Annotated in this window: 12 protein-coding genes; 4 read left to right on the top strand and 8 right to left on the bottom strand. The window is 62.7% G+C overall.

The features are described 5' to 3' along the window. Nucleotides 1–9 precede the first annotated feature (9 nt). The 3 genes from NX784_RS08075 (at nt 10) to NX784_RS08065 (ending at nt 3,096) form a co-directional block, all read left to right on the top strand. Complete coding sequence (locus tag NX784_RS08075; protein ID WP_258816136.1) at nt 10–987, top strand: hypothetical protein; 978 nt, start codon at nt 10–12, stop codon at nt 985–987. Between the two features lie 78 nt (nt 988–1,065). After that, a complete protein-coding gene (locus NX784_RS08070) occupies nt 1,066–1,728 on the top strand; it encodes a response regulator (RefSeq protein WP_258816135.1) in 663 nt (220 codons plus the stop codon). Between the two features lie 18 nt (nt 1,729–1,746). Next, nucleotides 1,747–3,096, top strand: a complete 1,350-nt coding sequence (locus tag NX784_RS08065) for an ATP-binding protein (protein WP_258816134.1) — start codon at nt 1,747–1,749, stop codon at nt 3,094–3,096. Here the strand turns inward: NX784_RS08065 and NX784_RS08060 are convergent. The 6 genes from NX784_RS08060 to leuC all read right to left on the bottom strand — a co-directional run bounded on the left by NX784_RS08060 (nt 3,093) and on the right by leuC (nt 9,552). Beyond that, nucleotides 3,093–3,740, bottom strand: a complete 648-nt coding sequence (locus tag NX784_RS08060) for an SRPBCC family protein (RefSeq protein ID WP_258816133.1) — start codon at nt 3,738–3,740, stop codon at nt 3,093–3,095. The genes NX784_RS08065 and NX784_RS08060 overlap by 4 nt on opposite strands. Before the next feature lie 462 nt (nt 3,741–4,202). After that, entirely contained in the window at nt 4,203–5,138 is a 936-nt protein-coding gene (locus NX784_RS08055) for a 2-hydroxyacid dehydrogenase (RefSeq protein WP_370662919.1), read from the bottom strand. A gap of 63 nt (nt 5,139–5,201) precedes the next feature. Next, complete coding sequence (locus NX784_RS08050) at nt 5,202–5,975, bottom strand: sulfite exporter TauE/SafE family protein (RefSeq protein ID WP_258816131.1); 774 nt, start codon at nt 5,973–5,975, stop codon at nt 5,202–5,204. Between the two features lie 84 nt (nt 5,976–6,059). Beyond that, complete coding sequence (locus tag NX784_RS08045) at nt 6,060–7,394, bottom strand: 2-hydroxycarboxylate transporter family protein (RefSeq protein ID WP_258816130.1); 1,335 nt, start codon at nt 7,392–7,394, stop codon at nt 6,060–6,062. An 81-nt stretch (nt 7,395–7,475) separates the two neighbouring features. Continuing rightward, nucleotides 7,476–8,135 carry a 3-isopropylmalate dehydratase small subunit gene (leuD, locus tag NX784_RS08040; protein ID WP_370662918.1) on the bottom strand — a complete coding sequence of 220 codons (660 nt, stop codon included), beginning with the start codon at nt 8,133–8,135 and terminating at the stop codon, nt 7,476–7,478. A gap of 1 nt (nt 8,136) precedes the next feature. Beyond that, nucleotides 8,137–9,552, bottom strand: coding sequence for a 3-isopropylmalate dehydratase large subunit (gene leuC, locus NX784_RS08035; RefSeq protein WP_258816128.1), 1,416 nt, complete (start codon nt 9,550–9,552; stop codon nt 8,137–8,139). A 113-nt stretch (nt 9,553–9,665) separates the two neighbouring features. Here leuC and NX784_RS08030 point away from each other — a divergent pair, with 113 nt between their 5' ends. Next, nucleotides 9,666–10,580: a LysR family transcriptional regulator gene (locus NX784_RS08030; protein ID WP_105378313.1), complete on the top strand. Its 915-nt coding sequence runs from the start codon at nt 9,666–9,668 to the stop codon at nt 10,578–10,580. Here NX784_RS08030 and NX784_RS08025 read toward each other — a convergent pair. Both NX784_RS08025 and NX784_RS08020 read right to left on the bottom strand, forming a co-directional pair. After that, nucleotides 10,543–12,195: a methyl-accepting chemotaxis protein gene (locus NX784_RS08025; RefSeq protein WP_258816127.1), complete on the bottom strand. Its 1,653-nt coding sequence runs from the start codon at nt 12,193–12,195 to the stop codon at nt 10,543–10,545. The genes NX784_RS08030 and NX784_RS08025 overlap by 38 nt on opposite strands. Nucleotides 12,196–12,304: 109 nt before the next feature. Continuing rightward, entirely contained in the window at nt 12,305–13,387 is a 1,083-nt protein-coding gene (locus tag NX784_RS08020; RefSeq protein ID WP_258816126.1) for a porin, read from the bottom strand. Between the last annotated feature and the right edge of the window lie 24 nt (nt 13,388–13,411).

Raw genomic sequence — 13,411 nt, 5'->3', positions numbered from 1 at the left:
GGAGAAACCGTGAAACCTGTCCTGATCAAACCGTTCTTCGCCGGCGCCGCGTTGGCGGCCTGCCTGTCCTCGGCCGCCGCCGCGGAGCCCGTCCATTACACCGTGCAGCAGCGCTGGGACCTCGGCCCGGCGACGCGCTGGGACTATGCCGCCATCGACACGCAGCGCAACCGCCTGTTCGTCACGCGTGGCGACCGGGTGCAGGTGCTCGACGCCGCCAGCGGCAAGCCGGTCGGCGAGATCCCGGATACGGCGGGCGTGCACGGCGTGGCATTTGCACAGGATCTCAAGCTCGGCTTCACCAGCAACGGCCGCGCGAATACCGTCACCGTATTCGATCTTGATACGCTGAAGATCAAGGGCGATTGGAAGGTAGCGGGCGCCAACCCGGACGCCATCCTGTACGACTCCGCCACCCGCAAGCTGTACACGTTCAACGGCAAGAGCCAGGACGTGAGCGTGTTCGACGCCGCCAGCGGCAAGCCACTTGCCACGATTCCCGTCGGCGGCAGGCCGGAGTTCGCGGTCACCGACGGCAAGCGCGTCTACGTGAACATCGAGGACAAGAACGAGATCGTTGCCATCGACGCCGGCACGGACCGCGTGCTCGCGCACTGGCCGCTGGCCGGCTGCGACGAACCGAGCGGACTGGCGCTGGACAGCGCGCACGCGCGGCTGTTCTCGGTATGCGGCAACCGCGCGATGATGGTCACCGACAGCGCGAGCGGCAAGGTGGTGGCGCGCATCGCGATCGGCGACCATCCGGACGCGGCATACTACGATGCCGGCACCGCCACGGTGTTGTCCTCCAATGGCGCGGGCACGCTGAGCGTGGTGCGCCAGCTGGACGCCGACCGTTACGCGCCGGCGGTCGAGGTGCCGACCGCGAAGGGCGCGCGCACGATGGCGTTCGATCCGGCGAGCCATCGGGTGTTCCTGCCGACCGTCGTCGACAAGACGTTCATCATGGTCGTGGTCGGCCCATGAGCGCACGGTTTGCGGTAAGCTGGCGGCGCGATTTCCGAGGTGTCCCATGACAAATTCACGCTCCCGCGACAACCACCCATGCGCCTGCTGCTGATCGAGGACGACCCGATGATCGGCGACAGCATCGCCGAAGGCCTGCGCGCGGAACGCTATGCGCTCGACTGGGTGCAGGACAGCGGGGCCGCCCAGCTGGCGCTGGTGACGGACGTCTACGACCTGTTGTTGCTCGACCTCGGCCTACCGGGCCGAGACGGCCTCGAAGTACTGCGCCAGTACCGCGCCCGCGGCGGCCAGGCACCGGTCCTGATCATCACGGCGCGGGACAGCACCGCCGACCGCGTACGGGGACTGGACGGCGGTGCCGACGATTACCTGGTCAAACCGTTCGACCTGGAAGAGTTGTTCGCGCGGGTGCGCGCGCTGCTCAGGCGCGGCGCCGGCCGCGCGCAACCCGACATCGTGCACCGCGGCGTGACCTTGCGCCTGACCGCGCACGAGGCCCTGCTCGATGGGAAACCGTTACCGTTGTCGGCGCGCGAGTTCGCGCTGCTGGCCGCGTTGCTCGACCCGCCCGGACGCGTCATGTCGAAGGCATTGCTGGAACAGAAGCTGTACGGCTGGAACGAAGAAGTCGAGAGCAATACCGTCGACGTCTACGTGCACCGCCTGCGCAAGAAGCTCGGCGCGGATTTCATCAGGAACGTGCGCGGCGTGGGTTATTTGGCGCCGCTGGCTTCGTGAGGCCCGCATGAGGACCTCATGAGGACAATCCGCAGCCAGCTGCTGCTCGGCCTTTTGGGCGGGACCCTGGCCTGCACGCTCGTGGCCGGTGGCGCCATCTACTTCAAGGTCCTGGAAGAGTCCAACGAACTGTTCGACTACCAGCTGCGCCAGATGGCGACGACGCTGCCGACCACGCACGCCGGCTTGCCGGCGCGGCACCAACATGGCGATCCCGAGGAGGAGGTGATGATCCAGGTCTGGGACAGGTCCGGGCGGCTCGGTTACGTCTCGACCACCGCGCACGTCCTGCCTGCCGCGGCGCGGCCCGGCTACGCGACACTGACCGGCAACGACGATACGTGGCGCGTGTATCTCGCCGAGCGCGGCGGCGACCGGGTACAGGTGGCGCAATCCGTGTCGGCGCGTGAAGAACTCGCGGCGCGGCTGGCGTTGCGCTCGCTGCTCCCGTTCCTGGTCATGCTGCCGATACTGGGGGTGCTGATCTATGCCGTGGTGGGGCGCAGCCTGAAACCCTTGACGCGGCTCGCGCAAGCACTGGGCCGCCGGTCGCCGAGCGACCTCCAGCCACTCGCCGAGCGGGACGAGCCGCCCGAGCTCAGGCCCGTCGTCGCGGCAATGGACGACCTGCTGCTGCGGCTCGACCATGCACTGCATAGCCAGCGGACCTTCGTGGCGGACGCGGCGCATGAGCTCCGTACGCCGCTGACCGCCCTGCAGCTGCAGTTGCAACTGGCGGAGCGCGCTGGTGACGACGAACAGCGCGCAGCCGCCTTCACCAAGCTGCATCAGCGCCTCGATCGCGCCATCCATCTGGTGCAGCAGTTGCTCACTGCGGCGCGGCAGGAAGGCGGCGCTGGAGAGGCGGCCCAGGTACCGGTCAATCTGCTGGAAGTGGCGCGTGCCTGCATCGGGGAGCGCTACGACCAGGCCAGCGCGAAGAACATCGACCTGGGCATCGTCGAGGCCGAGGCGGATCTCGATGGTCCGTGCCTGCCCGGTAACGCCGATGGTCTGCGTATCCTGATCGGCAACCTGCTCGACAATGCGTTGCGCTACACGGCGCCCGGCGGCCGCATCGACGTGACCGTCGCGCAAACCGAGCGGGAGATCGTGCTGCAGGTGGCCGACGACGGCATCGGCATCGCGCCTGCGGAGCGCAACCGGGTGTTCGATCGGTTCTACCGGGGCGCGGGGCATGCCGAATGGGGCAGTGGGCTGGGCCTGTCGATCGTACGCAGCGTCGCCAATGCGCATCGAGCCACCGTGGCACTTGACGACGGGCCGACAGGGCGTGGGCTGTTGGTGACGGTGCGCTTTAGCATGCCTGACAAGACCGTCGGCGCCGGATCGAGCATTCGGCGTTAGTCACCGGCACCGGCAGATTGTTTACGGCGCAGCATTTCCAAACGCAGGCTTTCCAGATCCTTTCGAATACGGGATGCGATGGCCGCATCGCCGATCCCGAACGGTAGCCAGTACCCCATGGTCGCCTTGCTGTCGTAGGTGACGACTGTTTGTCCATTCAACGCCTGCAGGGATGTCGTGACATCGCCCTGCTTGACACTACCCGACACGACATGCGAAACGAGTCTCGTGCCTGGAAAAAGCTCGACACGTCTCACGTAGTCGAACGGGATGCTGAACCAGCCGAATCGCACCTTGCCCGCCTGCCGGACCAGCATGCTGTCTTCCGTACGCGATAGAATGCGGCTCTCGTCCAGGTCGGCCAGGAATTCGGTCATATGGTCATAGTCCGTCAGGACGGCATATGCCTGCCGGGCGCTGACCGGCACCGCAAACTGCGCATGAGCGGTGACGACATCACCCTGCCGGGTCACCTTGACCTGCATCTCCTCCTCGGGGCGTGCGGCATGGCTGCCAACCGGCGTGGCCAACAGCAGGGCAAGGGACAGAGCCCGGCATGCGGGTCGGAGGTCGGAAGAAAGGAACATGTACGGGCACGCGGCGAAGGAACACGAGCATATTAGACCACGTTGGCTGAATTCCATGCCCTTCCATCCGCTGGCCTTAGCGGTACAACGACGGCCTTGTCCTGGTTGGCGCCCTGCCCGGCCGATACTTTTCTGAATTATGACTGTCCCACACGAAGTTCACGCCGCCACGGCGAATACCATTGCTGCACAGCCATCGGCCGAAAAACATACGGCTATCAATCCGCAGGGTGTGAAGCCGGGCAAGAGCACCTTCTCTCCTATGATGCATGGGTGTATTCTCGAGTAAGCAAACGGGAAAGATAGAAAAACCTACGCCAGATGCTACGCTAACGAATCGCGGCAGTTCGTTGGTCGCGACAGCGTTCATTTGCTCCCATAAAGCACCTTTTCGCCCTCCAAGGGCTCGCGTCAACCAAGTAAATAATTTATACTATTTACTTGCTTTAAGAAAATGCGCCTCAAAGGGAGTTGAGACTCCTACTTTTCCGGCGCAATTTGAACACTACAATGCTGCGACTAATACGGCGCAGACGAGACTCTATCGCGCGGAGTGCCACCAGCAAGAACATCGGCCACATTGTCGAGCGCACGATGGCCCATCGCCACTCTCGTCTCGACGGTCGCCGCGCCCATATGCGGGGTCATGAACACATTCGGCAGATCTTTGACTCGCAGATCGTATTCAGGCTCCGAGCAAAAGACGTCGAGTCCCACGGCTGCGATATGACCGCCGCTTAACGCCGCGATCAGGTCATCTTCGTCAACGAGCGTGCCTCGAGAGGTATTCACCAGCACCGCGCCGCGAGGCAGCAACGCCATCATGTCACTATCGAAATACGCGTTCGATGAAGACCCGCCAGGAACATGCAGGGAAAGTATCTGGCAGTGCGGCAGCATCTCGCGTACGTCGCTGAAGTATGTCGCACCGTGTTCCAGATCGGGATTCAGTCGATGCCGATTGTGGTACAGCACTTTGATGCCAAACCCACGTGCGCGCTTCGCGACAGCTTGGCCGATGCGGCCCATGCCAATGATGCCAAGTGATTTACCGTGCACGTCGATCCCCAGCATGTCGCTCAACCCGAATCGCTGGCGCCACCCCTGGTCCATAATCGAAGCGTATTCGCGTCCTCTCCGCATGGCACCCAGCATCAGAAAGAGTGTGGGATCTGCGGTTGCCTCGGTAACGACATCAGGTGTGTTCGTGACAAAGATCCGACGTGCGTTGGCGGCTGCGACATCGATGTGCTCATATCCAACGCTGCAAGTCGCGATGACTTTGATGTGAGATGGCAGCATTGCGATTGCATTCGCGTCGAAACGAATTCGACTGGATATGAGCACACTCATCAAGGTCGGTGTGAGGTCGAGCGCCTGGATGATCTCGTTAACGCTCAGTTGCCGTTTCTGAGACGTAATCGCATCGAAGTCAGCTTCTGCACGTTGAACGATGGATGGCAGAAGTGGAGTAGCTCAAAACAGACGAGCAGTCATAAGGCCTTTCTTTTGGATACTTCAATGTGGTGCGAGCAGCATGCCTCCAGCTGTCCCGAGCAGTACTAAACAGAACAATACTCGCAAGCGTGCCGCCGGCAGCGTATGGGCCAGCGCCACACCCCACGACACGCTCAGGACGCCACCGAGCGCCATCGGCAAGCCAATGGCCCAGCTGACGTGACCTCCCTGGGAGTAAGCGAACAGCGCAACCAGTGCGCTCGGTACGACGAGCGCAAGCGCCATGCCTTGGGCACATGTCTGCTGCATGCCGAACAGACTCACGAGCGCCGGCACGACCACCAGCCCACCGCCGACGGTGAAGATGCCGGACATGCCGCCGCTCGCAATGCCGAGCAATGGAAAGGCTGCGCGCGGTATGCGTTGCGGCGGCGATGCGTGCACGTCGTCATGCGCAACCGACGAACGCTTTGGCCATCCGAAATACAGTGCGAGCACGACCAGGAAGACTGCGAACGCAGTGTGCAATCCTCCAGAGCTGATACCTGCGGCCAGGCGTGCCGCAACATAGCTGCTGGCGGTCGCGAACACGACCATGGCTGCCGCCGAGCGCAAGTCGATACGATGCTTCTGGTGGTAGCGCAAGAAGCCGATCAGGACGTTCGGCACGATCATCACCAGCGCAGTGCCCTGTGCCAGGTGCTGGTCCATACCGTACAGATAGCCAAGTACGGGGATCGCAATCAGGCCACCGCCAATACCCAGAAGTCCACCGGCTGCGCCGAGGAGTGCACCCAATCCGAAGTTGAATGCGGCAAGAAGTAGATTGTGCACGGTAGACCTTGGTGAAACCCGGCAGTATAAGGCGTTTGCTGCAGGCAGGTGAACGCAGGCGCCGCAAGGGCGCCCGCATTCGCTTCAATGGAACAACTTCAGGAGCAAGGTGGCTGCCACGATCATCGCCGCCCCACCGATGCGTGTTGAAATCTGCGCGAAGGGCATCAGGCCCATGCGGTTCGACGCCGTCAGGATCGCCACGTCGCCGGTACCGCCCAGGCCGCTGTGGCAGGCCGTCACGATACCCGACTCGACCGGATACATGTTCAGCCATTTGCCGACAAAGAAGCCGCAGGTGACCATGGCACCCACGCTTGCTGCGCAGATCGCGATGTAGCCCGGCGTAAATGCATGGACCAAGTCCTTCCACGACACGAACAGGGCACCGAGTCCGACGAGGATCGCGAACGTCAGGTTCTTCGAGAAGAACTGGTACATCTGGTAGGCGCCGAGCTCCATCCTGGCGGGCAGGACCTTGAAGACCTTGACCAGTGCGGCACTGACAATCATCAGGATCGGACCGGGGATACCCGTTACCTTGGCGAGCAATGCGCCCAGAATGAAGAAGGCGCAAGCGATAAGCAGGCCCGCCCCCATCAAACTCAGGTCCAGCGGCTGGCTCTCCTGGGTATCGTTCAGCAGTTCGGCGTCGTCGCCCGATTTGACCAGCATGCCATGACCGTTCAGCTCCGGTTTGCGGTCGCCGAGCCAGCGCAGGATGCCGCTGGCCACGATCGCAACCACGTTACCGACCAGGGCGGCGGGTACCATCATCGCGACCAGTTCCGCCTGCGACTTGCCGAGGATTTCCGCATACCCGATCGACAGCGGCAGGATGCCTTCGCCGATGCCCCCGCCGAGGATCGGGATGACGATGAAGAAGAACGTGTGCATCGGATCGTAGCCGAACATCAGGCCGACCAGCACGCCGGCTGTGACCGCCGCCGCGGTGCCGGCCAGCAGCGGTACGAACATGCGCATAAAGCCTTGCACCAGCACCCGATGGCGCATCCCCAGGATGCTGCCGGCGACCAGGCCCGCAATGTACAGGTATTGTACGTTGGCCGTCTTCATCGTGGTCGTGAGCGCCTTCTGCATACCCGGGTCAAGCAACCCGTAACCGATCAGGGCCGAAGGCACGAACAGGCACAGGATCGCGGCGCCGCCGATCTGCTTCAGCACAGGAATGCGGTTACCGATATCGCCGAGCAAAAAGCCCATCAACATGAGGACGGACAGGCCGCCGATCATGTCGTTGGGGAGTTTGCCGTTCAGCGCCGCGGCAATCGTGATGCCTGCGATGGTAACGTAGACTGGCAACGGTAGAGGGCCGATCTGGCGCCGCATGAGGGCCTGCCACATATTCGGACGTACAACGGGCGCGTGCGAGCCTGCTGCTTTGGTTGCTGCTTCCATATTGTCTCCTTGTGGGACACATGGTCCCTTATGAATGGGTGTCCACCCGGGCAAGCGATGCGCCCGGGCGATGCCACCGTGTTACTGTTGCTTCGTCGACGACGCAAGGCGTGCCTTCGTCGTGTGAGCAACATCCTTCAACCAGGGCCGGGCGGCCCAGTGCCCTTGCTGGAAAGCGTGAATCCGTTCCTGCAACGCCAGGGTTGCGCCGATCATGTCCAGCCCTTCGAGGAACATGTGACGATGGCGTTCAGACAGGCTGAATGTCGCCTCAACGCTGTGGCTCTTTACGGTCATGCGTTCGACGTCGATCGTGACCTGGCTGGTCGCCGGATCGGACACGTCGGCCATAATTCTCTGGACCACGTCCTCGGGCAGCATCACCAGCAGGAGGCGGTTGTTCATCGCATTGCTGTAGAAGATTTCGCCATAGCTGGACGCGATCACGGCACGGATGCCGTACTGCTGCAGTCCCCAGACGGCATGTTCGCGGCTCGATCCGCATCCAAAGTTGCTGCCGCCGACCAGGATGGCGGTATCGCGGTATTCCGCACGGTTCAGGACGAAGTCCGGGCGCGGGCGATGCTCGCCGTCGAAGCGCATGTCGTACAGCAGGCCCCGGTCGAGGCCCGATTTATCGATCCCGCGCAGGAACTGCTTGGGCATGATCTGGTCGGTGTCCAGGTTCGGCGTCGGCAGCGGCGCCGCAATACCTTCGAAACGAGTCACGTCAGGGTTCATGTCACGCATGGGATGCTCCAAATTGTCGTACATCAGTGATGCGGCCGGTGACCGCGGCGGCGGCGGCCATCGCTGGGCTCATCAGGTGGGTGATGCCGCCCCGCCCCTGGCGGCCTTCGAAGTTGCGGTTGGTCGTCGAGGCGCAGCGTTCGCCCGGCTGCAGGAAGTCGTCGTTCATCGCAAGGCACATCGAGCAGCCCGGCTGGCGCCATTCGAAGCCGCTTTCCAGCAATACCTGGGCAATACCCTCCTCTTCGGCCTGGCGCCGCACCGCACCGGAACCCGGCACGACCATCGCCCGCACCCCCGGCGCAACCTTGCGGCCGCGGACGATGCCCGCGACGGCGCGCAGGTCTTCGATGCGGGCATTGGTGCACGAGCCGATGAAGACGCGCTGCACGGGAATGCCTTCGATCGGCGTGCCGCCTTCCAGTCCGGTGTAGCGCAGGGCCTGTTCGGCCGCCGCACGGACAGTCGCATCGTCTGCATCGGCGGGGAGCGGAATCGTGGCGGTCACCGGCGCTGCCTGATCGGGGCTCGTGCCCCAGGTGACATACGGTGCAACGTCACGTGGATCGAACACATGCTCGACGTCGAACTTCGCGTCGGCATCGCTGCGCAGCGTGGCCCACTCGGCGAGCGCGGCATCGCGGACCAGGCCGACGATATCCAGCGCGTGCTCCAGCACATACTCGATCGCCTTGGCGTCGGGCGCGATCAGCGCACCGCGCGCGCCGGCTTCCACGGCCATGTTACACAGCGTCATGCGCGCCTCGACCGACAGGGCTTCGATCGCACTGCCGCTGAACTCGACCGCGTAGCCACGCGCGCCCTGGGCGCCGATACGGGCGATGATGTGCATGATGAGGTCCTTGGCGGTCGCGCCCTGTCCCAGCTCGCCATCGACGCGGATGCGCATATCCTTGGCCAGGCGGTAGACGAGCGTCTGGGTGGCGAGCACGTGTTCGACCTCCGACGTGCCGATGCCGAAACCCAGCGCGCCGAGCGCACCGTACGTCGTTGTGTGGCTATCGCCGCACAGGACCACCATGCCGGGACGGATCATGCCGAGTTCGGGCGCGATTACGTGCTCGATGCCTTGCAGGGCATCGTTGGTGTCGAACAGCACGATGTCGTGCGTGCCGCAGTTCTTGGCCAAGTTCGTGGCCTGCAGCGCGGATGGCGGATCCTGGATGATCCGGAACGTCACGGGGTGGGTCGGAATAATGTGGTCGACGACCGCCATCTGCTGGCCGGAGACGGCGACACCGCGCCCGGCTTCGTGCAGTCCCGCGAATGCCTGGGGACTGGTGTATTCGTTCATGATGTGCAGGTCGGCGTACAGGAGCACGTTCTGCGCGTCGAGCCGTGCAACGGTATGCGTCTCGACCAGTTTCTGGTACAGCGTTGTGGCCATTGTTCCTCCAAGGTGAGCGGCACGTGATGAGCCGCCGATGAGAGAAGTTTAGTCATTCCAGATTCCTATATAATGCATAATTACTTCATCTATTCTTAAGCTCCGGATTAACAATGGATCGCCTGTCCGACCTTGAATTTTTTGTCCAGTTGGTGCATCAGGGCTCCCTTGCCTCACTGGCTCGCGAGTTGGGCGTGACGCCGCCGGCGATCACGGCGCGCCTGGCGCAACTGGAGAAGCGGCTCGGGGTACGGCTGCTGAACCGCACAACGCGCCGGATCAGCGTTACGCACGAAGGGGAAATGTATCTGGCGACGGGCGGTCGACTTTTGGCCGAACTGCAGGAACTGGAGCAGGCAATTTCGAGCAGCAAGGCGGTTCCGAAAGGTCTGCTGCGCGTGAATGCGACATTCGGATTTGGCCGACGCCACATCGCCCCGGCGGTCGTCGAATTCGCGCGCCGCTACCCCGAAGTCGAAGTGCAACTCGAACTGACCGACCGCTCGGTCAACCTGGCCGACCAGGCCTACGACATCGGGATCTGGTTTGGGACGATCCCGGATTCACGCATGGTTGCGCGGCGCATCGTCCGCAACCGCCGGCTGCTGTGCGCCTCGCCCGATTACCTGGCAAGGCACGGTGTACCGGCAACGCCGCGCGACCTGCAGACGCACCGCTGTATCGTCCTGCGCGAGAATGATGCCGCGTTCGGCACCTGGCATCTCACCCGGGGCAGCAAACAGGAAACTGTGAAAGTGCGCGGTACCATGAGCACGAACGACGGCGAGACCGGCGTGGTCTGGGCATTGGCCGGCTTCGGCATCCTGATGCGTTCGGAATGGGATATCCATGCGGATATCGCTGCAGGCCGGCTTGTGCCCATATTGAAGGAGTGGGCGTTGCCGAGCGGGGATATCTTTGCGGTCTATCCTGAACGCGCCAACCTCTCGGCCAAGGTCAGCGCCTTCATCGACTTCCTGGTCGAATGGTTCAAGCGCGACGCCGCGTGGACGCATCCCCAGAGTTAGCCTGCTTCGATGAAGGTAGAACGGATAGCCGGGGCGACACGACATCGCTCACGCGGTTCCCATCGTCCCGCATCTTGAATACGCTGACCGCTTCGATCAGGCGGCTGGTTTCCTGACTCATCATTTGTGTTGCGGCGGCGGCCTCTTCGACGAGTGCCGCGTTGCGCTGCGTGACATCGTCCATCTGAGCAATCGCCTGGTTGACCTGGGCGATTCCGAGGCTCTGTTCCTTGCTGGCTTCGGCGATGTCGATCACGATGTCGGCTACCTTGCGTACGCTTGCGGCCGTCTCATCCATAGTCTGACGCGCCCGGGTTGCGAGTGCGCTGCCGCCTTGCACCTTGCCGACCGAATCTTCGATCAAACTCTTGATTTCCTTGGCTGCGACAGCGCTCCGATGCGCGAGGGTACGAACCTCATCTGCCACGACGGCAAACCCTTTGCCATGCTCTCTTGCCCGCGCAGCCTCCACTGCCGCGTTCAATGCCAGCATGTTCGTCTGGAACGATATGCTGTCGATGACGGCAATAATATCGGCAACCTTGCGCGACGAAGCATCGATCTGGACCATCGTCTCCACCATGTCTCCCATTACGCGGCTGCTGGTCGATGCGGTGAGTGACGCCGTACGAGCGAGCTCGCGCGCCAGGTGCGTATTCTCGGTGGTCTGCTGGACAGTGCTCGTCAACTCCTCCATCGAGGCGGCCGTCTCTTCCAGCGAACTGGCCAGGGTTTCGGTACGCGCGGACAGGTCGGCGTTCCCGCTCGCCACCTCGTGCGCCACATGATCGATCGACTGCGCGCCGTGGCGAACTTCCGTCACCGTCTTGATGAGGCTACTCTGCATGTGTGCGATTCCTCCCATCAGGCGATCGATCTCGGTCTGGCTGCCCGCCGGCACGCTGTGCGTCAGGTCGCCTCGTGCGACCTGTTCGAGGATGTCGATGGCATTGTCCAGAGGCGTCAACACGGCCCGCTTCAGGAAGCGATGCACTCCGATCACCAACGCAAGTGCGAGCAGAATACCGGCCGCGACCAGGGCCATGACCGTGCGGTATTCGGCGTCGCGCCGTGCCATCAATTGTTTGCTGAGCTCGGTATTCTGCTTCTGCAGACGATCGAGAAGACTGGACACCGCTGCCCCTTCCACGGTCAGGCTTTTCAGATTGATGTTATTAAACGTGGCGAGATCGTCGGCACGCAGGGCGCCGATTGCCTGATCCAGTGAGCCGTACAGCTTGCGAAGTGCCGACAGGAGGTCGCCGCGCAATTGGGCATCGGTGTCGTCGGACGCGGGCATCGCAACGAAGCTCCGCAACGCGTTTTGCCCACGCTGTTCGTATTTCTGTGCGGTGACGAGGTTGGCGCTGGCCGATGGTTGCTTGCCCGCCTCCTTCAAGTCGGTGTACACGCGCATCAGAGCGATACGGGTGCGCGCCGTATCGGCGTAGATGTCGTTGATATTGCGCGTTTCGTCGGCAACCTGTTGCGCCACGATGCTGCTATGGTTCGCGCGCGACAGCATCGCGATGCCGATGCCGGCACCGACGATCAGCATCAACGTGAACAAGCCTAGGGTCGCCATGAGGCTGAACCGGATGGTAAGCGTTTTCATGATTTGAATCGGAGTGATGCAGAAAGTGATACGGATGCGACGCGCTCGTGTTGGGCGTGAAAACGACACGCTGTCCATGAGATGCGTGTCGTCTTGGTCTATCAGAGCGTCAGAAGGTATGACGGATACCGAGGTTCGATGCGCGGTTGCCGGTCCCGGCTTCGGAATTGTTGGCCACGGTATATCCGGCCCCGTTGCTGTTCACGATGGCACCATAGACCGCATACAGGTCGGTGCGTTTCGACAGCGCGTATAGGTAGCCAATGCCCCAGGCGTGCGCGTCCTGGTTCAGGCTAGTCTTGTCGTTCTTGCGCGTATAAGAAGCGAGCAGCCTGCCGTGACCGAGCGGTGCCGCGACACCGACCATGGCCTCGTTGCTATCCGTGGAAGGCGTCGGCTTCACGCCGCCATAAGGATTATTGTTGTTGCCCATCGGGGCACTGTTGAATCCCTTGTCCATGCCATACGCGAAATATGCCTTTGCCACGCCAAAGTCATAGTTTGCGGCCAGCAGCGAGTTGGTGCCGATCGACCGGCTCACGGCTGCGACACCGGGCGCTGGCGCCACATCGGAATTCTTGTTGTTGTAGGCGAGGCGCACGTTGAGCGGGCCACGCGAATAGCCGAGCGCTGCGCCAAACTGGCGTCCTGCTGCGTTGCTGCCGGCCTGCTCTCCCGCAGCGTAGGCAATGTCTGCGCTCACGCCGGCAACGGACGGTGCCGCGTACACGATGGTATTGCTGGTGCGGACGTTGGTGCTCCAATCCGGGAACAGGTTCTTGGCGCCGCCCGCGAAGCCCGTGCCGAACGGATCGGCGACCTGGACCAGCGCCTGATGCCAGGGGGTGTACTGTCGCCCCAAGGTCAGCGTGCCGGCGTTGGTCTTCAATCCGACAAAGGCCTGGCGGTTAAAGATCGTGCCTGCGGTATCCACCTCGCCCGTGTCGATACGATATCCCGTCTCGAGCGTGAAGATGGCGGACATGCCACCGCCCAGATCTTCCGTGCCACGGAAGCCGAGACGCGACGCCGACCCGACGCCGCTGGTGAGCTTGGTCACGCTTCCCGCGACGCCACCACTCTCATGGACGAAGCCGGCATCCGCGATGCCATAGATGTTCACCGATGTCTGCGCCAGCGCGGCGTGCGCGCCGATCATCAAAAGGACTGGACTGGCTAACCATTTATTCATACATCTCCTTATTATCGGGTCTGA

This window comes from Massilia pinisoli (assembly GCF_024753285.1).
GTDB classification, from domain to species: domain Bacteria; phylum Pseudomonadota; class Gammaproteobacteria; order Burkholderiales; family Burkholderiaceae_D; genus Telluria; species Telluria pinisoli.
The sequence above is the reverse complement of the archived record's forward strand: the minus strand, read 5'-3'. Positions and strand labels throughout refer to the sequence as shown.